At 69.1% G+C, this 20,794-nt stretch carries 22 protein-coding genes; 16 read left to right on the top strand and 6 right to left on the bottom strand.

Features of this window, described 5'->3' with window-relative positions:
- Positions 1-55 precede the first annotated feature (55 nt).
- From ACFV6E_RS14550 to ACFV6E_RS14600, 11 genes are all read left to right on the top strand, one after another.
- The gene (locus ACFV6E_RS14550; protein ID WP_385173702.1) at positions 56-1,405 is read left to right on the top strand and encodes an MraY family glycosyltransferase; all 1,350 of its coding nucleotides are present in this window, start codon (positions 56-58) and stop codon (positions 1,403-1,405) included.
- A gap of 285 nt (positions 1,406-1,690) precedes the next feature.
- Positions 1,691-2,134: a hypothetical protein gene (locus ACFV6E_RS14555; RefSeq protein WP_385173705.1), complete on the top strand. Its 444-nt coding sequence runs from the start codon at positions 1,691-1,693 to the stop codon at positions 2,132-2,134.
- A 273-nt stretch (positions 2,135-2,407) separates the two neighbouring features.
- Positions 2,408-3,178, top strand: a complete 771-nt coding sequence (atpB, locus tag ACFV6E_RS14560) for a F0F1 ATP synthase subunit A (RefSeq protein WP_385173735.1) — start codon at positions 2,408-2,410, stop codon at positions 3,176-3,178.
- An 81-nt stretch (positions 3,179-3,259) separates the two neighbouring features.
- Positions 3,260-3,502 carry an ATP synthase F0 subunit C gene (atpE, locus tag ACFV6E_RS14565; RefSeq protein WP_385173708.1) on the top strand — a complete coding sequence of 81 codons (243 nt, stop codon included), beginning with the start codon at positions 3,260-3,262 and terminating at the stop codon, positions 3,500-3,502.
- Between the two features lie 38 nt (positions 3,503-3,540).
- A complete protein-coding gene (locus ACFV6E_RS14570) occupies positions 3,541-4,089 on the top strand; it encodes a F0F1 ATP synthase subunit B (protein WP_385173711.1) in 549 nt (182 codons plus the stop codon).
- Positions 4,086-4,901, top strand: a complete 816-nt coding sequence (locus ACFV6E_RS14575) for a F0F1 ATP synthase subunit delta (RefSeq protein WP_385173714.1) — start codon at positions 4,086-4,088, stop codon at positions 4,899-4,901. Before ACFV6E_RS14570 ends, ACFV6E_RS14575 begins: the two co-directional genes overlap by 4 nt.
- A 150-nt stretch (positions 4,902-5,051) precedes the next feature.
- Positions 5,052-6,641 carry a F0F1 ATP synthase subunit alpha gene (gene atpA, locus ACFV6E_RS14580; protein ID WP_385173717.1) on the top strand — a complete coding sequence of 530 codons (1,590 nt, stop codon included), beginning with the start codon at positions 5,052-5,054 and terminating at the stop codon, positions 6,639-6,641.
- Between the two features lie 21 nt (positions 6,642-6,662).
- On the top strand, positions 6,663-7,580 hold the full coding sequence (locus tag ACFV6E_RS14585) for a F0F1 ATP synthase subunit gamma (protein WP_385461780.1): 918 nt from the start codon (positions 6,663-6,665) through the stop codon (positions 7,578-7,580).
- The gene (gene atpD / locus ACFV6E_RS14590; protein WP_385173723.1) at positions 7,580-9,016 is read left to right on the top strand and encodes a F0F1 ATP synthase subunit beta; all 1,437 of its coding nucleotides are present in this window, start codon (positions 7,580-7,582) and stop codon (positions 9,014-9,016) included. The genes ACFV6E_RS14585 and atpD overlap by 1 nt, the downstream gene beginning before the upstream one ends.
- Positions 9,017-9,129: 113 nt before the next feature.
- Complete coding sequence (locus tag ACFV6E_RS14595; protein WP_385173726.1) at positions 9,130-9,504, top strand: F0F1 ATP synthase subunit epsilon; 375 nt, start codon at positions 9,130-9,132, stop codon at positions 9,502-9,504.
- Between the two features lie 172 nt (positions 9,505-9,676).
- Complete coding sequence (locus tag ACFV6E_RS14600) at positions 9,677-10,123, top strand: DUF2550 domain-containing protein (protein WP_385173729.1); 447 nt, start codon at positions 9,677-9,679, stop codon at positions 10,121-10,123.
- Positions 10,124-10,188: 65 nt separating this feature from the next.
- Here ACFV6E_RS14600 and ACFV6E_RS14605 read toward each other — a convergent pair whose 3' ends face one another.
- From ACFV6E_RS14605 to ACFV6E_RS14615, 3 genes are all read right to left on the bottom strand, one after another.
- A complete protein-coding gene (locus ACFV6E_RS14605; RefSeq protein WP_385461784.1) occupies positions 10,189-12,021 on the bottom strand; it encodes a glycosyl hydrolase family 18 protein in 1,833 nt (610 codons plus the stop codon).
- Between the two features lie 131 nt (positions 12,022-12,152).
- The gene (locus tag ACFV6E_RS14610; RefSeq protein WP_385461787.1) at positions 12,153-12,794 is read right to left on the bottom strand and encodes a response regulator; all 642 of its coding nucleotides are present in this window, start codon (positions 12,792-12,794) and stop codon (positions 12,153-12,155) included.
- A complete protein-coding gene (locus tag ACFV6E_RS14615; RefSeq protein ID WP_385461790.1) occupies positions 12,791-14,080 on the bottom strand; it encodes a sensor histidine kinase in 1,290 nt (429 codons plus the stop codon). The genes ACFV6E_RS14610 and ACFV6E_RS14615 overlap by 4 nt, the downstream gene beginning before the upstream one ends.
- A gap of 153 nt (positions 14,081-14,233) precedes the next feature.
- Here ACFV6E_RS14615 and ACFV6E_RS14620 point away from each other — a divergent pair, with 153 nt between their 5' ends.
- On the top strand, positions 14,234-14,875 hold the full coding sequence (locus ACFV6E_RS14620; protein ID WP_385167375.1) for a hypothetical protein: 642 nt from the start codon (positions 14,234-14,236) through the stop codon (positions 14,873-14,875).
- Here ACFV6E_RS14620 and ACFV6E_RS14625 read toward each other — a convergent pair.
- On the bottom strand, positions 14,801-15,373 hold the full coding sequence (locus tag ACFV6E_RS14625; RefSeq protein WP_385167373.1) for a cob(I)yrinic acid a,c-diamide adenosyltransferase: 573 nt from the start codon (positions 15,371-15,373) through the stop codon (positions 14,801-14,803). The two genes, ACFV6E_RS14620 and ACFV6E_RS14625, sit on opposite strands and share 75 nt — an antisense overlap.
- 32 nt (positions 15,374-15,405) lie before the next feature.
- Positions 15,406-16,155 carry an ABC transporter permease gene (locus ACFV6E_RS14630; protein ID WP_385167371.1) on the bottom strand — a complete coding sequence of 250 codons (750 nt, stop codon included), beginning with the start codon at positions 16,153-16,155 and terminating at the stop codon, positions 15,406-15,408.
- A 209-nt stretch (positions 16,156-16,364) separates the two neighbouring features.
- Between ACFV6E_RS14630 and ACFV6E_RS14635 the strand changes: the two genes are divergently transcribed.
- Positions 16,365-17,570, top strand: coding sequence for an RNA-guided endonuclease InsQ/TnpB family protein (locus ACFV6E_RS14635; protein WP_385461793.1), 1,206 nt, complete (start codon positions 16,365-16,367; stop codon positions 17,568-17,570).
- Here ACFV6E_RS14635 and ACFV6E_RS14640 read toward each other — a convergent pair.
- On the bottom strand, positions 17,567-18,349 hold the full coding sequence (locus tag ACFV6E_RS14640) for an ATP-binding cassette domain-containing protein (RefSeq protein WP_385461796.1): 783 nt from the start codon (positions 18,347-18,349) through the stop codon (positions 17,567-17,569). The two genes, ACFV6E_RS14635 and ACFV6E_RS14640, sit on opposite strands and share 4 nt — an antisense overlap.
- Positions 18,350-18,429: 80 nt before the next feature.
- Here ACFV6E_RS14640 and ACFV6E_RS14645 point away from each other — a divergent pair, with 80 nt between their 5' ends.
- From ACFV6E_RS14645 to ACFV6E_RS14655, 3 genes are all read left to right on the top strand, one after another.
- Entirely contained in the window at positions 18,430-19,071 is a 642-nt protein-coding gene (locus ACFV6E_RS14645; RefSeq protein ID WP_385461799.1) for a TetR/AcrR family transcriptional regulator, read from the top strand.
- 181 nt (positions 19,072-19,252) lie between these two features.
- A complete protein-coding gene (locus tag ACFV6E_RS14650) occupies positions 19,253-20,101 on the top strand; it encodes a 3-hydroxyacyl-CoA dehydrogenase family protein (protein ID WP_385167363.1) in 849 nt (282 codons plus the stop codon).
- A gap of 168 nt (positions 20,102-20,269) precedes the next feature.
- Entirely contained in the window at positions 20,270-20,593 is a 324-nt protein-coding gene (locus ACFV6E_RS14655; protein WP_155060612.1) for an STAS domain-containing protein, read from the top strand.
- Positions 20,594-20,794 lie beyond the last annotated feature (201 nt).

Below are 20,794 nucleotides of genomic sequence, written 5' to 3' on the forward strand. Positions count from 1 at the left end.
CGCGCGAAGCTAGTGTGTGGGGCTGTGATGGCCAGCGAGACCTGTGGGGAAGCCCGTGCGTGAATACCTGCTGACGCTCTGCATCACGGCCGCGGTGACGTATCTGCTGACAGGGCCGGTACGGAAATTCGCGATCGTGGCCGGAGCCATGCCGGAGATCCGGGCGCGCGACGTGCACCGGGAACCCACTCCGCGGCTCGGCGGGATCGCGATGTTCTTCGGTCTGTGCGCGGGTCTGCTGACCGCCGACCACCTGGAGAACCTGAACGAGGTCTTCGTCGACTCCAACGAGCCCAGAGCCCTGCTCTCCGGAGCGGCGCTGATCTGGCTGATCGGTGTCCTCGACGACAAGTTCGAGATCGACGCGCTGATCAAGCTGGGCGGGCAGATGATCGCCGCCGGCGTCATGGTCATGCAGGGTCTGACGATCCTGTGGCTGCCGATCCCGGGCGTGGGCAATGTGGCGCTGACCCAGTGGCAGGGCACCCTGCTGACGGTCGCGCTGGTCGTCATCACCATCAACGCGGTGAACTTCGTCGACGGTCTCGACGGTCTGGCCGCCGGCATGGTGTGCATCGCGTCCGCGGCGTTCTTCCTGTACACGTACCGCATCTGGTTCAGCTACGGCATCGAGGCGGCCGCCCCGGCCACGCTGTTCGCGGCCGTCCTGATGGGCATGTGCCTGGGCTTCCTGCCGCACAACATGCACCCCGCGCGGATCTTCATGGGTGACTCCGGGTCGATGCTGATCGGCCTGGTGCTGGCCGCGGGCGCGATCTCCGTCACGGGGCAGATCGACCCCGACGCGATGCAGCTGTTCTCCGGGTCCGAGCGCAACACCGTGCACCAGATGGTGCCCGTGTACATCCCGCTGCTGATGCCGCTGACCATCATCGCCATCCCGGCCGCCGACCTGGTCCTCGCCATCGTGCGGCGCACCTGGCGCGGCCAGTCGCCGTTCGCCGCCGACCGCGGCCATCTGCACCACCGGCTGCTGGAGATCGGCCACTCGCACAGCAGGTCCGTGCTGATCATGTACTTCTGGTCGGCGCTGATCGCCTTCGGCGCGCTCGCCTACTCGGTGAACTCGGCGTCCATGTGGATCGTGCTCGGCGTCGCGGCGCTCAGCGCGGTCGGCCTCGTACTGCTCCTGCTGCCGCGCTTCACGCCGCGCGCCCCGCGCTGGGCCGAACGCTTCGTGCCGCCGCGCTACCGCCGGCGCGCGGTCGTCTCCGGTCCGGCCGGGGAGGAGGCGCCGTCGTCCGAGGCGTACGCGGAGAGCGAAGCGGAGCGCCGCACCCCTGTCGCCGCAGGAGTCTCAGGCGTCTCAGGAGCCAACGGGGCCACGGCAGTTGGCTCCGGCGCGCGGCCGACGGGTCGCCGCGGTGCGCGCAGCCCGCACTGATCCAAAGTAAGAAAGCGGCAAGAGCCGCGACCGCAAAGCGCCCTAATACCAGACAAACGGGCGCGGTTCTTGCACAGACGCGCGGATTAACTCTCATGTGTGACAGCGAGCACACCAACTAGGTAAAGACCGCATCAAATAGTTTGTGATACGGTTCACGAGAACCCCGGGACAGAGCCGAAGGACCGTGCTACGGACGTTCCTTGGCGTGAGGTTCTCTCTCGACCCGGGACTACGCTCGTCCATGACGACACCCTGCCCCCTTGAGTAAGCGGAGTTGCCGCCATGCCGTCCTCTGACGCCCGGAACCTCTTGCAGACCGCTGTCCCCACAGCGGCTGTCGGCGTGCTCGTCACCGCCGTCAGCGCCGGGGTCGCGGGTGGCAAGGGCGCGATCGGCGCGGCCGTCGGCGCGGTGCTGGCCATCCTCTTCATGGGAATCGGCCTCTACGTCCTGCAGTGGACGGCCAGGTCGCTCCCGCACCTGTTCCAGGCCATGGGGCTGCTGCTCTACGTCGCCCAGCTCCTGCTGCTCCTGATCTTCGTTGCGCTCTTCAAGAACACCTCGTTCTTCAACCCGAAGGCGTTCGCCCTCTCGCTGGTCATCGCGACCGTCGTGTGGATGGCGGCGCAGGCCCGGGCGCACATGAAGCGAAAACTCTTCTACGTCGATCCCGAACCCGGCTCCGGCAAGAGCGAGAAGTCCGAGAAGTCCGGGTCCTCGTCGTGAGGGGTAGGGCCGGGATAAAGACGTGTGAGAGATCCTGCTATCGTCCGGTGCCAACTGCGGCATCGCGGGCGCGGGCATCTGAGCTGACGCCTGCTCAATCGCGAGGCTTGATGCCCGACAGCCGCCCCCACATCCGAAACACCAGTCCGGTGCCGACCCGCGGCTGCGCGCCGCGCCGACACAACGAGGTTGCCGTACCTATGCGTCACGCCGAAGGAGCCCGCGGTGAGTGCTGACCAGACCCAGCTCGCCTTTGACTGGAGCTGTCGGATCATGGCCGACAACGGGTGTGGCTTTCCGGCTCCGGGCCTGCACTCGTTCCTCTTCAAGCCGATGGCCACGGTGGGGGGATTCGAGTTCAACAAGGTGATGCTGCTCGCGCTCATCACCACTGTCCTCGTCATCGCCTTCTTCTGGGCGGCCTTCGGCAAGGCCAAGGTGATCCCGGGCAAGCTCCAGATGGTCGGCGAGGCCGGCTACGACTTCGTACGCCGCGGCATCGTCTACGAGACGCTCGGCAAGCGCGAGGGCGAGAAGTGGGTGCCGCTCATGGTCTCCCTCTTCTTCTTCATCTGGATCATGAACATCTGGTCCGTGATCCCGCTGGCCCAGTTCCCGGTGTCCTCGGTCATCGCCTTCCCGGCCGTGCTCGCCGCACTCGTCTGGATCCTCTGGGTCGGCCTCACCTTCAAGCGCCAGGGCTTCGTCGGCTTCTTCAAGAACATCACCGGCTACGACAAGTCGCTCGGCGCCGTGCTGCCGCTCGTCATGGTCATCGAGTTCTTCTCGAACCTGTTCGTCCGCCCCTTCACGCACGCGGTGCGGCTCTTCGCCAACATGTTCGCCGGTCACCTGATGCTGGTGATGTTCACTGTCGCCTCCTGGTACCTGCTGAACAGCTGGATGATCCCGGCGGCCGGTGTCTCGTTCGTCATGACGATGGCCATGATCCTCTTCGAGCTTTTCGTGCAGGCCGTCCAGGCGTACGTCTTCGTACTGCTGGCCTGCACCTACATTCAGGGTGCTATCGCCGAGCACCACTGAGCCGAGTACCACCCGCCCGCACACCCCGAGACGTCCGGTGGCCAACCCCCACCGGTCCATGAAAGAGAAGGAAGAACCGGCATGTCCGCTCTCCAGACCCTCGCTGCTGAGACCGTCCACGGCTCCGTCGGCTCCATCGGTTACGGCCTCGCGGCCATCGGCCCCGGCATCGGCGTCGGCATCATCTTCGGCAACGGCACCCAGGCCCTGGCCCGTCAGCCCGAGGCCGCCGGTCTGATCCGCGCCAACCAGATCCTGGGCTTCGCCTTCTGTGAGGCGCTCGCCCTCATCGGCATCGTTATGCCGTTCGTGTTCGGTAAGTAGTCACTCCTTACTGACACGAAACGACGAAAGGCACTGATGTGATCGCCAACCTGGTACAGCTGGCGGCCGAGGAAGAGCAGAACCCGCTCATCCCGCCGGGTCCCGAGCTGCTCGTCGGCACCATCGCCTTCGCCATCGTGTTCTTCTTCTTCTGGAAGAAGCTCCTCCCGAACATCAACAAGGTTCTGGACGAGCGGCGCGCGGCGATCGAGGGCGGTATCGAAGAGGCCGACGCCATGAAGGTCGAGGCCCAGAGCGTGCTCGAGCAGTACAAGGCTCAGCTCGCCGAGGCCCGGCACGAGGCCGCGCGTCTGCGCCAGGAGGCGCAGGAGCAGGGTGCCGCGCTGATCGCCGAGATGCGTGCGGAAGGCCAGCGGCAGCGCGAGGAGATCATCGCCGCCGGCCACTCGCAGCTCGAGGCCGACCGCAAGGCCGCCGCGTCCGCGCTGCGTCAGGACGTCGGCAAGCTCGCCACCGACCTGGCCGGCAAGCTCGTCGGCGAGTCCCTCGAGGACCACGCCCGGCAGAGCCGCACGATCGACCGTTTCCTCGATGAGCTCGAGGAGAAGGCCGAGGCCGCGCGATGAACGGAGCGAGCCGCGAGGCCCTGGCAGCCGCACGTGAGCGTCTCGACGCGCTGACGGACGCCACGTCCGTGAACGCGGCGCAGCTCGCCGACGAGCTGGCCGCCGTCACCGCGCTGCTCGACCGCGAGGTGTCGTTGCGTCGGGTCCTCACCGACCCGGCGCAGCCCGGCGAGGCCAAGGCCGAGCTGGCCAGGCGCCTGCTCGGCGGACAGGTCGGCGGCGAGAGCACCGACCTGGTGGCGGGCCTGGTCCGCTCCCGCTGGTCGCAGCCGCGTGACCTGGTGGACGCCCTCGAGGTGCTGGCGAACGTGGCGGACCTCACCGCCGCGCAGAAGTCCGGCAAGCTCGACGACGTCGAGGACGAACTGTTCCGGCTCGGCCGAATCATCTCCTCCTCCACCGAGCTGCGCGCCGCGCTGACCAGCCGCACGGCCGACGCGACGGTCAAGGCCGCGCTGGTCCACCGCCTGCTCGGCGGCCGGGCCGACGTGACGACCGAGCGCCTGGTGACGCGCCTTGTGACCGCGCCGCGTGGTCGTAGCCTGGAGACGGGACTCGAGTCCCTGTCCAAGCTCGCCGCCGACCGCCGGGACCGCATGGTCGCCGTCGTCACCTCGGCGGTGCCGCTGAGCGACGGACAGAAGCAGCGCCTCGGCGACGCTCTGGCGAAGCTCTACGGCCGCCGCATGCACCTCAACCTGGACGTGGACCCCGACGTCGTCGGCGGGATCCGGGTGCAGGTGGGCGAAGAGGTCATCAACGGCTCCATCGCGGACCGGCTCGACGAGGCCGCCCGCCGCATGGCCGGCTAGCAGCAACTCAATACGCGTAACACCTAGTACCTACGGCCCTGGTTGGGCCGTGCAGAGGATTCCTGGGGGCCCGCGGCGAAGCCGCTGAGGGACCACGCCCCAGACCCCCCAAGAACACTTCGGGCCCAACAAGGAGAGCAGGGAACCCAGATGGCGGAGCTCACGATCCGGCCGGAGGAGATCCGGGACGCGCTGGAGAACTTTGTCCAGTCGTACAAGCCGGACGCGGCCTCGCGCGAGGAGGTCGGTACGGTCACCCTTGCCGGCGACGGCATCGCGAAGGTCGAGGGCCTGCCCTCGGCCATGGCCAACGAACTGCTGAAGTTCGAGGACGGCACCCTCGGACTCGCGCTCAACCTGGAAGAGCGCGAGATCGGCGCCATCGTCCTCGGTGAGTTCAGCGGCATCGAGGAGGGCCAGCCGGTGCAGCGCACCGGTGAGGTGCTCTCCGTGGCCGTCGGCGAGGGCTACCTCGGCCGCGTCGTCGACCCGCTCGGCAACGCGATCGACGGCCTCGGCGAGATCGAGACGTCCGGCCGTCGCGCCCTGGAGCTGCAGGCTCCGGGTGTCATGGCCCGTAAGTCGGTGCACGAGCCGATGGAGACCGGCTACAAGGCCGTCGACGCGATGACCCCGATCGGCCGTGGCCAGCGTCAGCTGATCATCGGTGACCGTCAGACCGGCAAGACCGCCCTGGCCGTCGACACGATCATCAACCAGCGCGACAACTGGCGCTCCGGTGACCCGAAGAAGCAGGTCCGCTGCGTCTACGTCGCCATCGGCCAGAAGGGCTCGACCATCGCCTCCGTGCGTGGCGCCCTCGAAGAGGCCGGCGCGCTGGAGTACACGACCATCGTCGCCGCCCCGGCGTCCGACCCGGCCGGCTTCAAGTACCTGGCGCCGTACACCGGTTCGGCCATCGGCCAGCAGTGGATGTACGAGGGCAAGCACGTCCTCATCATCTTCGACGACCTCTCGAAGCAGGCCGACGCCTACCGCGCCGTCTCCCTGCTGCTGCGCCGCCCGCCGGGCCGTGAGGCCTACCCGGGCGACGTCTTCTACCTGCACTCCCGTCTGCTGGAGCGCTGCGCGAAGCTCTCCGACGACCTGGGTGCCGGCTCGATGACCGGTCTGCCGATCGTCGAGACGAAGGCCAACGACGTCTCGGCGTTCATCCCGACCAACGTCATCTCCATCACCGACGGCCAGTGCTTCCTGGAGTCCGACCTGTTCAACGCCGGTCAGCGCCCGGCCCTGAACGTCGGTATCTCGGTCTCCCGCGTCGGTGGCTCCGCCCAGCACAAGGCCATGCGCCAGGTGTCCGGCCGGCTCCGCCTCGACCTCGCCCAGTACCGCGAGCTGGAGGCGTTCGCCGCCTTCGGTTCCGACCTGGACGCCGCGTCGAAGTCGCAGCTCGAGCGCGGTCAGCGACTGGTCGAGCTGCTGAAGCAGGCGCAGTACCAGCCGATGGCCACCGAGGACCAGGTCGTCTCCATCTGGGCCGGCACCAACGGCCGGATGGACGAGGTGCCGGTCGGCGACATCCGCCGCTTCGAGAAGGAGCTCCTCGAGTACCTGCACCGCAAGGAGCAGGGCCTGATGACCTCCATCAAGGAGGGCGCGAAGATGTCGGACGACACGATCCAGGCGATCGACGACGCCGTCGCGGACTTCAAGAAGCAGTTCGAGACCTCGGACGGGAAGCTTCTCGGCGAGGACGCTCCGGCCGCGGCCAAGTGACGTAAGGAAGGGACCTGACTCATGGGAGCCCAGCTCCGGGTCTACAAGCGTCGCATCCGATCCGTCACCGCGACCAAGAAGATCACCAAGGCGATGGAGATGATCGCCGCCTCGCGCGTCGTCAAGGCGCAGCGCAAGGTGGCGGCCTCCACGCCCTACGCGACCGAGCTCACCCGCGCGGTCACGGCGGTCGGAACGGGTTCGAACACCAAGCACCCGCTGACCACGGAGGCGGAGACGGCGACCCGCGCCGCGGTGCTGCTCTGCACGAGCGACCGCGGCCTGGCCGGCGCCTTCAACTCCAACGCCATCAAGGCCGCGGAGCAGCTCACCGAGCGCCTTCAGGCCGAGGGCAAGGAGGTCGACACGTACATCGTCGGCCGCCGTGGTCTGGCCCACTACAACTTCCGCGAGCGCAAGGTCGTGGAGTCGTGGTCGGGCTTCACCGACGAGCCCAGTTACGCGGACGCGAAGAAGGTGGCGGGTCCGCTGATCGAGGCGATCGAGAAGGAGACGGCTGAGGGCGGCGTGGACGAACTCCACATCGTCTACACCGAGTTCATCTCGATGATGACGCAGACGGCGGTGGACAGCCGGCTGCTGCCCCTGCGCCTCGAAGAGGTCGCGGAAGAGACCAAGCCCAAGTGCGAGATCCTTCCGCTGTTCGACTTCGAGCCGTCGGCGGAGGACGTCCTCGACGCCCTGCTGCCGCGCTACGTCGAGAGCCGTATCTACAACGCGCTGCTCCAGTCGGCCGCTTCCAAGCACGCCGCCACGCGCCGCGCGATGAAGTCGGCGACCGACAACGCGGGAGACTTGATCAACACGCTCTCCCGACTTGCCAACGCGGCCCGCCAGGCCGAAATCACCCAGGAAATCAGCGAGATCGTCGGTGGCTCCGCAGCCCTGGCCGACGCGACCGCGGGGAGTGACAGGTAATGACGACGACAGTTGAGACGGCCGTTGCCACGGGCCGCGTCGCCCGGGTCATCGGCCCGGTCGTCGACGTGGAGTTCCCCGTCGACGCGATGCCGGACATCTACAACGCCCTGCACGTCGAGGTCAACGACCCGGCGAACGAGGGCGAGAAGAAGACGCTGACCCTGGAGGTCGCCCAGCACCTGGGTGACGGCCTGGTCCGCACGATCTCCATGCAGCCCACCGACGGTCTGGTCCGCCAGGCCCCGGTGACCGACACGGGCACGGGCATCACCGTCCCGGTCGGCGACTTCACCAAGGGCAAGGTGTTCAACACCCTCGGCGAGGTGCTGAACGTCGACGAGTCCTACGACGGCGAGCGGTGGTCCATCCACCGCAAGGCCCCGAACTTCGACGAGCTCGAGTCGAAGACCGAGATGTTCGAGACCGGCGTCAAGGTCATCGACCTCCTCACCCCGTACGTCAAGGGTGGAAAGATCGGCCTGTTCGGCGGTGCCGGCGTCGGCAAGACGGTGCTCATCCAGGAGATGATCTACCGCGTCGCCAACAACCACGACGGTGTCTCCGTGTTCGCCGGTGTCGGCGAGCGCACCCGTGAGGGCAACGACCTCATCGAGGAGATGGCCGACTCGGGCGTCATCGACAAGACCGCCCTGGTCTTCGGCCAGATGGACGAGCCCCCGGGCACCCGTCTGCGCGTCGCGCTGGCCGGCCTGACCATGGCCGAGTACTTCCGTGACGTCCAGAAGCAGGACGTGCTGTTCTTCATCGACAACATCTTCCGCTTCACCCAGGCCGGTTCCGAGGTCTCGACCCTGCTCGGCCGCATGCCCTCCGCGGTGGGCTACCAGCCGAACCTGGCCGACGAGATGGGTCTCCTCCAGGAGCGCATCACCTCGACCCGTGGTCACTCGATCACCTCGATGCAGGCGATCTACGTCCCCGCGGACGACCTGACCGACCCGGCCCCGGCCACCACCTTCGCCCACCTCGACGCGACGACGGTGCTCTCCCGTCCGATCTCGGAGAAGGGCATCTACCCGGCCGTGGACCCGCTGGACTCGACGTCCCGCATCCTCGACCCGCGGTACATCGCGGCGGACCACTACAACACCGCGATGCGCGTGAAGAACGTCCTCCAGAAGTACAAGGACCTCCAGGACATCATCGCGATCCTCGGTATCGACGAGCTGGGCGAGGAGGACAAGCTCACCGTCCACCGTGCCCGTCGCGTGGAGCGCTTCCTGTCCCAGAACACCCACGTCGCCAAGCAGTTCACCGGCGTCGACGGGTCGGACGTCCCGCTGGACGAGTCGATCGCGGCCTTCAACGCGATCATCGACGGCGAGTACGACCACTTCCCGGAGCAGGCCTTCTTCCTCTGCGGTGGCATCGAGGACCTGAAGAAGAACGCGAAGGAACTCGGCGTCTCCTGACCCCGTGCTTCCTGAAGAGGGGCGGGGGTCCGTCCCGCCCCTCTTCTCATGCCTACTAGACTTTGACCCAACACCCGGCGGCAACGGCCGGGTGGTGACCCGAGGAGCCCACCTTGGCTGCTGAGCTGCACGTCGAGCTCGTCGCCGCGGACCGCAGCGTCTGGTCCGGCGAGGCGACCCTGGTCGTCGCGCGCACCACGTCCGGCGACATCGGCGTCATGCCCGGTCACCAGCCGCTGCTCGGTGTGCTGGAGTCGGGCCCGGTGACCATTCGTACGAGTGACGGCAAGACCGTCGTGGCCGCGGTGCACGGCGGTTTCATCTCGTTCGCGGACGACAAGCTGTCGCTGCTGGCCGAGATCGCCGAGCTGTCGGACGAAATCGACGTCCAGCGCGTCGAGCGGGAACTGGAGCGCGCGAAGGCGGAGGGCGACGCGACCGCCGAGCGTCGTGCGGATGTCCGACTGCGTGCGGCGTCGGCCCGCTGACGGGAGGACACCGTCCCGGTGCCGGCACAGGCACCGGGGGCACGCGCGTGATGACGTGACTCAGCCGCGGCCGGGACTGGAGTGATCCAGACCCGGCCGCGGCTGAGGCGATGCGGGTACTTTTTTCCGTTCCATTACCTGCTTTACCTGAGAGACGAGGAGGTCGGTGCCGATGGTCCTCGCTCTGACTGTGTGCGGGCTGGTAGTGGCACTCGTGGTGGTGGGGCTGTTCGTCTTCGGCCTCCGCCGCCGGCTGATCCAGCGGTCCGGCGGCACCTTCGACTGCAGTCTGCGCTGGGACGTCCCCGACAAGAGCGACTCCGGCGGCAAGGGCTGGAGCTACGGCGTCGCCCGCTACAACGGCGACCGCATCGAGTGGTACCGGGTCTTTTCCTACGCACCCCGTCCACGCCGCGTCCTGGAGCGCTCGGCGATCGAGGTGGCGGGCCGTCGCACCCCGGAGGGCGAGGAGGAGCTCGCGCTGCTCTCCGACGCGACGGTCCTCGTCTGTCTGCACCGGGGTACGCGCCTGGAGCTGGCGATGAGCGAGGACGCGCTGACCGGGTTCCTCGCCTGGCTGGAGGCGGCACCGCCCGGGCAGAGAGTCAACGTGGCGTGAAGCGATCGCCCTCTCCCAGGAGTGAATCCCGGGAGAGGGCGATCGTCGTTCGGGGACGGTGCCGCTTACTTCAGACCGCTGTCGATGGCGCTGACGAGTTCACCGTTGCTGGTGTCGCCGCTGAACTCCCAGAAGAACGCGCCGCCCAGGCCCTGGTTCTTGGCCCAGGTCATCTTGGTGCCGATGGTGGCCGGGGTGTCGTAGCTCCACCAGTTGCTGCCGCACTTGGCGTAGGCGGTGCCGGCGATCGTGCCGGTGGCCGGGCAGGAGGTCTTGAGGACCTTGTAGTCCTCGATGCCCTGCTCGTAGGTGCCGGCCGCGGGACCGGTGGCGGTGCCGCCGGGGGCGTCCTGGGTGACGCCGGTCCAGCCGCGCCCGTAGAAGCCGATGCCGATGAGCAGCTTGCTCGCGGGCACGCCCTTCGACTTGAACTTGGCCATCGCGTCGGCCGTGGTGAAGCCGGCCTTCGGGATGCCGCTGTAGGTGGTGAGCGGGGAGTGCGGGGCGGTCGGGCCCTGCGCGTCCCAGGCACCGAAGAAGTCGTACGTCATCACGTTGTACCAGTCGACGTACTGGGCGGCGCCGCCGTAGTCCGCGGCGTCGACCTTGCCGCCGTCGGTGCCGTCGGCCGTGGTGGCCGCGGTGACCAGGTTGCTGCTGCCGAACTTGGCGCGCAGCGCCTGCATCAGGTTCTTGTACGCCGCCGAGCCGCTGGTGTCACAGCTCAGGCCGCAGGCGTTCGGGTACTCCCAGTCGATGTCGATGCCGTCGAAGACGTCGGCCCAGCGCGGGTCCTCGACCAGGTCGTAGCAGGACTGCGCGAACGCGGCCGGGTTCGCCGCCGCCTCGCCGAAGCCGCCGGACCAGGTCCAGCCGCCGAAGGACCACAGCACCTTGATGTTCGGGTACTTGGCCTTCAGCTGGCGCAGCTGGTTGAAGTTGCCGCGCAGCGGCTGGTCCCAGGTGTCGGCGACGCCGCTGACGGACTGGTCGGCGGTGAACGCCTTGTCATAGTCGGCGTAGGAGTCGCCGATCGCGCACTTGCCGCCGGTGACGTTGCCGAAGGCGTAGTTGATGTGCGTGATCTTGGCCGCGGAGCCGGACGTCACCAGGTTCTTGACGTTGTAGTTGCGGCCGTAGATGCCCCACTCGGTGAAGTAGCCGAGCTTGACCTTGTCACCGGTGGTCGGGGGAGTGGTGGTGCCGCCGGTGGTGTGCACCTTGACCGCGCCGCTGGCCGGACCGGTCTGGTCGGCGGTGTCGCGGGCCTGCACGGTGTAGGAGTAGTCGGTGCCGGCGGTCAGGCCGGTGTCCGAGTACGAGGTGGTGGTGACGGTGGCGACCTTGGCGCCGTCGCGCAGCACGTCGTAGTTCTTGACGCCCTTGTCGTCGGTGGCCGCGCTCCAGGAGAGCTTCACCGAGGTGTCGGTGATGGAGGACGCGGTCGGGGTGCCGGGCGCGGAGGGCGCGTTGTCGCCGGGGACGGTGGTGCCGCCGTCACAGGAGCCGCCGTTGAGCGAGCAGTTGGAGGGCGAGCCGGAGCCGGAGCCGTTGAAGCCGAAGGAGACGGAGGCGCCGGCGGCGAGGGTGCCGTTGTAGGACTTGTTCTTGGCGGTCCAGTGAGTGCCGGAGCTGGTGACGTCGGCGTCCCAGGCCGAGGTGACCGAGGTTCCGGAGGGGTAGTCCCACTCGACGGTCCAGGAACTGATGCTGGTGGTGCCCGTGTTCTTGATCGTCCACTTGCCCTCGAAACCGGTGCCCCAGTCGGAGGACTTGGTGAAGGTGGCGGTGGCGGACGTGGCGGCCGCGGCGGGACTGGCGAGGCCGACCAGGCCGGCCAGCGGGAGCAGCAGGGTCGCGAACCCGGCCGCGGCTCTGTGTCTGAGTCTGAAGCGCACGGTGCGCCTCCTTATGAGGTTGTCGGGGGCGTGACTGAGCCTCAAGCCCTCCAGTGCGGTGAGAATAGAAAGGTCTGGACCAGAGGTCAATAGGTCTGGACCACTGCTCCTGTTCTGTGGTAGTCCGCCGACTAGATCCCCAACTCCTGTGCCAGCACGGCCGCGTGGACCCGGCTGCGCAGCTTCAGCTTGTTCAGCAGGCGGCTGACGTGCGTCTTCACCGTCGCCTCCGCCATCTCCAGCCGGGTCGCGATCTCCGCGTTGGACAGCCCCTCGCCGAGGCAGGACAGCACCTCGCGCTCCCTCCGGGTGAGGACGTCCAGGACGGCCGGATCGGTCGTGGGCTCGCGCACCGGGCGGGCGGCGAACTCGGCGATCAGCCGCCGGGTGACCGCGGGCGAGATCAGCCCCTCGCCGCGGGCCACCGTCCGCACCGCCTGGAGCAGGTCCCGCGCCTCCGTGTTCTTCAGCAGGAAACCCGAGGCTCCTGCCCTGAGCGCCCCGAAGACGTAACTGTCGAGGTCGAACGTGGTGAGCACCAGCACATCGGCCAGGCCCTCGGCGACGATCTGCCGGGTGGCCGACACCCCGTCCAGGCGCGGCATCTGTACGTCCATCAGCACCAGGTCGGGCCGCAGCTCGCGGGCGAGCGCGACCGCCTGCTCGCCGTCCGCGGCCTCGCCCGCCACCTCGATGTCGGGCGCGCTGCGCAGGATGAGGACGAGTCCGGCCCGTACGGCGGACTGGTCCTCGGCGACGAGCACGCGGATCATTCGGTTCCTCCGGGGCTGGGGCGGCCGGCGTCGCCGGCCTGGGTGATCGGCAGGGTGGCACGCACGGTCCAGACCTTGCCACCGGGGGAGCCGGAGGAGCCGGAGGGGCCGGGGGAGTCGGCGGACCCGGGCGAGTCGGCGGACCCGGCGGGGCCCGGTGCGTCCTCGGGGCCGGCCTCGAACGTGCCGCGCAGCAGGGCGACGCGCTCCCGCATCCCGACCAGACCGGCGCCCGAGCCCGGGGCGCGCGGCCCGTCCCGGTCGCCGTACGGGCTGGTCACCCGCACGGTGAGGGAGCCGTCCCGCCGGGCGAGCGCGACGGTGACCCGGCCGGGGCCCGCGTGCTTGAGCGCGTTGGTCAGGGACTCCTGGACGATGCGGTAGGCGGCCAGTTCCACCGGCGCGGGGAGGGCGTCGCCGGGTGCGAGGGCGGCGAGACCGACGTCGAGACCGTTGGTGCGGGCGCCCTCCACCAGGGCGTTGAGGCCGTCCAGGGTCGGAGCCGCGGACGGCTCGTGCTCGTCGCTGTCGTCCCGCAGGATCCCGATCAGCCGCCGCATCTCCGCGAGACCCGCGACGCTGTTCTCGCGGATCACACCGAGCGCCTCTTTGGAGGTGCCCGGGTCGTCGAGCGAGAGCGCGGCGGTGGAGTGGATGGCGATGGCGGACAGGTGGTTGGCGACCATGTCGTGCAATTCCCGTGCCATGCGCGCCCGTTCGGCCGAGACGGCCTGGCTGCGGTCGATCTCGGCGAGCAGCGCGGTCTGCTCGGCGCGCAGCCGTTCGGCGGCGGCGGTGTCGCGGTGGTTGCGGACCACCCAGGCGGTCGCCGCCGGTGCGAGCCCCACCAGCCCCACCCCCAGACCGATCAGCAGGGTCTCCGGCCTGCGCCAGACGGCCACCGGGACGACCGTGCCGACGACCGTCAGCAGTCCGGTGATCCAGGGGATGCGCCGGGCGGACGCCGGAGTGCCGTACAGGACGGCCGCGTAGACGAGGTCCGTGAACATCACGATCGTGGCGACACTGCCCCGGGTGACGGTGTCGGCGGTCAGCGCGGCGATACCCACCAGCAGGGCGGTGCGCGGCCGGACGCGCCGCAGCAGTTCGCAGCCCGCCGTCACCACGAGCGGTACGAGCACCACCCCGTACCCGTGCCACAGCACGAGCGCGTCGTCCGCGGGGCGTGTGGTGAGACCGATGCCCCACAGGAAGAGCCCGCCGAGCAGTCCGCCGAGGGCGATGCGTACGTCGTCGCGGTGCGGGCGGGGGAGTCGGTCGGCCATGCCTTCCATCCAACACGGCGGTCCGGCGGCGCGCCTGCGACCCGGGGACGGTCCCGCAGTACATCGAAGGATGCAGTGCGGATTCGTCACCGCCGACGACGATCAGGGCCCCTCGGGGCGGAACCCTGGAGAGGTGAGCGGAAGGAGTCCACCATGGTCGTCGGACTGATCGTCGCCTGTGAGGTCGCGTTCTGGGTGCTGCTGGTCGCGGGTCTGTCGGTCCGCTACCTGCTGAGACGTCCGCGGGCCGGCCTCGCCCTGCTGCTGTGCGAGCCCTTGCTGGAACTGGTCCTCTTCGTGGTCACCGCGATCGATCTGAGGAACGGTGCCGAGCCGGGCTGGGAGCACGGCCTGGCCGCCCTCTACATCGGCTTCACCGTCGGGTACGGCCACTCCACGATCCACTGGCTCGACGGCCACGCCGCGCACCGGCTCGCCGGTGGACCGCCACCGCCGAAGCCGCCCCGCTACGGCACGGCCCGCGCCCTGCACGAGGGCCGGCTCTGGCTGCGTACGGTGCTCGCGGCGGCCGTCGCCTGCGCGCTGCTGCAAGGTGCGATCTGGTACGTCGGGGACGGGAACACCGAGTCCCTGCGGTCCTTCCAGTGGGTGGCGCTGCGCGCCGCCGGGATCCACGGACTGATCGCCCTCACGTACGCGATCTGGCCGAAGAAGGCTCCGAAGGACCCTGAGGTCCTGATGGCTCCGAAGGCCCCGGCGTCAGCGCTCCCCGCCCGGGACCCAGAGCACGTCCCCGACTCCCTTGTTGGCCGTGCGGGCGAGGATGAACAGTAGATCCGACAGCCGGTTGAGATAGGTCGCGGTCAGCGGGTTCATCGTCTCGCCGTGCACCTCCATGGCGGCCCAGGTGGAGCGCTCGGCGCGGCGGACCACGGTGCACGCCTGGTGCAGCAGTGCCGCACCGGGCGTGCCGCCGGGCAGGATGAAGGACCGCAGCTTCTCCAGCCGCTCGTTGAACCGGTCGCAGTCGGCCTCCAGCCGGTCGACGTAGAACTGCTCGACGCGCAGCGGCGGGAACTGCGGATTCTCCACGACCGGTGTCGACAGGTCCGCGCCCACGTCGAACAGGTCGTTCTGCACGCGGGTGAGGACGGCCGTGATCTCCTCGTCGAGCCCGCCGAGGGCGAGCGCCGTGCCGAGCGCCGCGTTCGCCTCGTTGGCGTCCGCGTACGCCGAGATCCGCGGATCCGTCTTGGCGACCCGGCTCATGTCGCCGAGGGCGGTGGTGCCCTGGTCGCCGGTCCTGGTGTAGATGCGCGTCAGATTGACCATGCGGCCAGCGTAGCCACGGAACGCGGGCCCGGTTACGCCCCGGCCCGGCGGAAGACCCGGGTGCCCACCGTCACGGCGAGCGCCGCGAAACCGACGGCGACCAGCGTCCCGTACAGCATGTGCGCCGTCGCGTACGCGCCCACGAACGCGTCGCGCACCGCGTCGACCAGATAGCGGAACGGCATGAGATGGGACAGCACGTCCAGCCAGCCCGGCGCCAGGCTCATCGGGAGCATCAGACCGGACAGCAGCATGGCGGGCATCGTCGTCGCGTTCACGGCGGGGCCGAACTCCTGCGGCGTCCGCACCAGCATGGCCAGCGCGTACGACAGCGAGGCGAGCGAGACGGTGAGCAGCGCGACGAACGCGAAGCCGATCAGGACGCCCGCGAGCGGGGCACGCAGTCCCATCGCCACCGCGGCGAGGACCAGCAGGACGGCCTGGAAGACGAAGACGGCGGCGTCCCGCAGCACCCGGCCGAGCAGCAGGGCCAGCCGGCTCACGGGGGTGACCCGCATCCGTTCCACCACCCCCAGGTTCTGCTCCATGATGATCGTGAACCCCGCGAACGCGGCTCCGAACAGGCCGAGTTGCAGCAGCAGTCCGGGCACCAGGACCTGCCAGGAGCTGCCCCGCGAGCCGAGCGGCAGATCGGTCAGCAGCGGCCCGAAGAAGAACAGGTACAGCAGCGGCATCAGTACGCCGAAGAGCATGGCGAAGCGGGAGCGGAGGGTCTGGCGGGCATAGCGCCCGAAGATCAGCGCGGTGTCGTGCAGCAGCATCGAAGCGTCACCGGGTTCCTCTGGGGATGCCCCGGCTTTCACGCCGGGGGGAATTTGGCTCCTGCGGAGCAGGGCAGGGAAAGCCGAATCGCCGTCAGGGCGATTCGGCGTCAGCCGGAGCGGCATCGCGCTCGACCTCAAGGCGGTAGACGATCTCGGAGAGGGTTGCGGGGATTTTCGGGCATGCCCGGTACACCTACCGGCTCCGTGTGTCGTCGACCGCCCGCGTCGGCCTGGAGGCCGAGTGGGCTCGATGCCGCTGGGTGTGGAACGAGTGCGTGGCCATGTCCCGCAAGGTCCACGCCCTGAACCGGGACGCCGCCGAGAAGACGACATGCGGCCCGGCCCGGCTGGACAGGATGCTGACCGAGGCCCGCACCGCGACGGCCTGGCTGCGCGAGGGCGCCTCGGTGCCGCAGCAGCAGACCATCCGCGACTTCGCCAAGTCCCGCGCCAAGGCGCAGAACGACATCAAGGCGAAGCTCCCGGTGCGGCAGCGCGCCGGGATGCCCCGCATCAAGCGCAAACGTGACGCGCTGCCCACGCTGAACTACACCCAACGCGGGTTCCGGCTGAAGGACGGCCGCCTCCATCTCGCGGGCGGCATCGTGCTGAGGGTGGTGTGGTCGCGCGAACTGCCGTCCGCCCCCTCCTCGGTGCGCGTCTGCCGCGACGCGGTCGGGCACTGGTACGCGTCGTTCGTCGTCGCCGCCGAGACCCAGCCCCTCCCCGCGACCGGCGCCGTGATCGGCGTGGACTGGGGCGTCAAGGAGACCGCCGCCACCACCTCCGACGCCCACGACCTCCCGCACCCGCAGCACGGCAGGACGGCCGCGCACAAGCTCGCCCGCTACCAGCGGATGACGGCCCGCCGGAAGCCCGCCAGGGGGCATGCCGCGTCGCAGGGCTACCGCGAGGCGAAACGGCAGACCGCCAAGGTGCACAAAAAGATCGCCCGGCAGCGGCAGGACACCGCCCGCAAATGGGCCAAGCGCGTCGTGAGCGACCACGACGCCATTGCCGTGGAGGACTTCTGCCCGAAGTTCCTCGCCAGGACGACCATGGCCCGCAAGGCGGCCGACGCGGCCATCGGGGCCACGAAGACGGCCCAGATCGAGATGGGGCGCAAGCACGGGCGGGACATCCGCCTCGTGAACCCCGCGCACACCACCATGGACTGCGCGTCGTGCGGAGCGAGAACCAAGCACGCACTGCCTCTTTCGGAACGTACGTACACCTGCACCGCGTGCGGAGTCGTCTCCCCCAGGGACAAGAACTCTGCCCGCGTGATGCTCGTCCGGGCTGGTCTCAACCCGGCTGGTGCTGATCGTGTAAGCGCTGGCGGACCGCTGGTCCCCAGCCAACGTGAGCCAGGAATCCCCGTCCTTCAGGGCGGGGAGGATGTCAAGTCCTAGACGGCTACGGGGGCGGGTTCGGCCGGCGCGGGGCCCCGGCCGGTGATGGCGATGAAGGTCTCCTGGAGCGTCGCGTCGGCCGAGCCGCCGTACCGGAGCTTGAGCGCGCCCGGCGTGCCCTCGGCCACGACGACGCCCCGGTCCACGACGACCAGCCGGTCGGCGAGCGCGTCGGCCTCGTCCAGGTAGTGCGTGGTCAGGAAGACGGTCGTGCCGTGCCCGTCGCGCAGCCGCCGGATCAGGTCCCACAGGTCCGCGCGGCTCGCCGGGTCGAGTCCCGTCGTCGGCTCGTCGAGGAAGAGCACGCGGGGCCGGTGGGTGAGCGCCAGGGCGATGTCCAGGCGGCGCCGCTGGCCGCCGGAGAGGGCGCCGGTGGTGCGGTCGAGCAGCTCGGCCAGGTCCAGCTCGCGGGCCAGCTCGTCCGCGCGCTCGATCGCCTGAGCCTTGGTCAGACGGTAGAGCCGGCCCTGGGTCACCAGCTCCTCCCGCACGGTCACCTGTGGGTCGACGCCGCCCGACTGGGCCACGTAGCCGCAGGTCATGCGGACTCCGGCCGGGTCGGCGAGCAGGTCGCGGCCGGCGACGGTGGCCGCGCCGCCGGTGGGCCGCAGCAGCGTCGTGAGCATGCGGAGCGTGGTCGTCTTGCCCGCGCCGTTGGGGCCGAGGAAGCCCAGGATCTCGCCGGCCGCGACGGTGAGGTCGACGCCCCGCACCGCCTCCACCGGGCCGCGTTTGGTCGCGAACGTACGGGCGAGGCCCGCCGTGCTGATGATTGCCATGCCCCCAGAAAAACAGAGTCTTTGAAAGTTTGCAACGACTGCAAAATTTCAGTCGAGCCATCGAAGGCTAGGCTGAAGACATGGCAGAGGGGCTCAGAGAGCGGAAGAAACGGCAGACCAGGCAGTACATCTCGGACGTCGCCACGGGACTGTTCCTGGAGCGCGGCTTCGACGCGGTGACCATCGCCGAGATCGCCGACGCCGCGGACGTCTCCGTGAACACGGTCTACAACTACTTCCCGGCCAAGGAAGACCTCTTCATGGACCGCTCCAAGGGTGTGGTCGACCGGCTCGCCCGCTGGGTCCGCGGCCGGAGCGCCGGCGAGTCCGCCGCCGCCGCGGTCCTGCGGGAACTGCGCGAGGAGGTCGAGGCGGTCTCGCCCCGGGTGGGCCTGATGACCGGCTACTCCCGCTTCATGCGCGTGGTCCACGACGCCCCGGCCCTGCGCTCCCGGCTCTGGGCCATCGCCCAGGAGGTGCTGGTGAATCTGGAGGCGGCGCTGCGCGAGGAGACCGGCGCGCAGGACGGCGACCCGCTGCCGGGTCTGATGGCCGGTCAGATCAACTGGCTCCACCAGACGGTGATGGCCGTCATCGGCCGCGAGATGATGGCCGGGCGCGAACCGGACGAAGTGTCACGAGAGGTGCTCGTGCTCCTGGACGACATGGAGGCACTGTTGAGCGACAAGGTGCTCAACTACGCCGTACGAGGCGCTCCGTGACCCATGCCGGTGTGATGTCCGTCCCTTGAGACGTGACGCGCATTACTTAGCGGTCACAGACGCTCACTATCCCGCTAAGGTCCGCCGGAGAGGCAAGTCGGACAGCGCGTTCAAAGGCGTCCGGGCCGGGCCGCGCCCTGAAGCGCGGACACATCGCACCGCGTGTTGAGGAGAGTCGTCAGTGGCACGGAAGCTCGCCGTCATCGGAGCCGGACTCATGGGATCCGGTATCGCCCAGGTCTCCGCACAGGCGGGCTGGGACGTCGTCCTGCGCGACGTCACCGACGAGGCGCTGACCCGTGGCACCGACGGCATCAAGGCGTCGTACGACAAGTTCGTGGGCAAGGGCAGGCTCGACGCCGCCGAGGCGGAGGCCGCGCTCGCCCGCATCACCGCGACCACGGACCTGGACGCGGCCGCCGACGCCGACATCGTCGTCGAGGCCGTCTTCGAGAAGCTCGAGGTCAAGCACGAGATCTTCCGGACGCTCGACAAGCTCGTCCGCGACGGCACCGTGCTCGCCTCCAACACCTCCGCGATCCCGATCACCAAGATCGCCGCGGTCACCGGGCGCCCGGAGCGGGTCGTCGGCGTGCACTTCTTCTCGCCGGTCCCGATGATGCAGCTCTGCGAACTGGTCCGGGGCTACAAGACCAGTGACGAAACCCTGGCCACCGCGCGTGAGTTCGCCGAGTCCGTCGGCAAGACCTGCATCGTCGTCAACCGCGACGTCGCCGGCTTCGTCACCACCCGGCTCATCTCGGCGCTCGTCGTGGAGGCGGCCAAGCTGTACGAGTCGGGCGTCGCCACCGCGGAGGACATCGACCTCGCCTGCAAGCTGGGCTTCGGCCACGCCATGGGCCCCCTGGCCACCGCCGACCTCACGGGTGTCGACATCCTGCTGCACGCCACCGGCAACATCTACACCGAGACCCAGGACGAGAAATTCGCGCCGCCGGAACTGATGCGCCGGATGGTTGACGCCGGTGACATCGGGCGCAAGAGCGGGCAGGGCTTCTACAAGCACTGAACCGCACGCACCTGCCGGAGGGTCACTCCGTCGGGTGAATTCGGTATCGGTTCGCTCACAGACGGCAACCTCTGCGCCTCCGACGCAGTCAGACGGTGCATGTAGCTACATACAAAGACGGACAGACAGACGGACGCGGAGCACGAGACGCATTCTCGGGGAGCGCATATGTTCATCAGGGGCGACCACGCCGAGCTGGTCGTCGGGGGCCGCCTCGACGTACGCAGCGCGGCGGACGCCCGTACGGTCCTGCACTCGGCCGTCGACGACGGAGTCGGCGACCTGGTCCTGGACCTGTCCGAGCTGGACTCCTGGGACGCCACCGGACTCGGCGTCATCATGGGAGCCCACCGACGCGCCGGGAGGTGCGGCAGGCGGCTCGTCCTGCGCGACGTCCCGCCGCAGATGCAGCGCCTGCTGGTGGCCACCCGGCTGCACCGCATCCTGGCCATCGAGGGCGGCATCGGAGTGGAATCCCTGCCCCGGGTCTGACCCGGCGCACCACCCGCGCCGGACAGGGCGTACGAATACGTACCTCACGCACAATCCTCACGAACCCGTGACGTCTCGGGCGGCGCGGTACCCCGGCTGTTCAGAGATACTGTGCGAAGGTTTAGGGTTCGCGTGCCCGCCGTCCGAACACCCTTGAGCGGGCACCGGACCAGAAGCGACAGCGCGGTGTGCGGCAAGGCC

This window comes from Streptomyces sp. NPDC059785 (genome assembly GCF_042732375.1).
GTDB lineage: Bacteria > Actinomycetota > Actinomycetes > Streptomycetales > Streptomycetaceae > Streptomyces.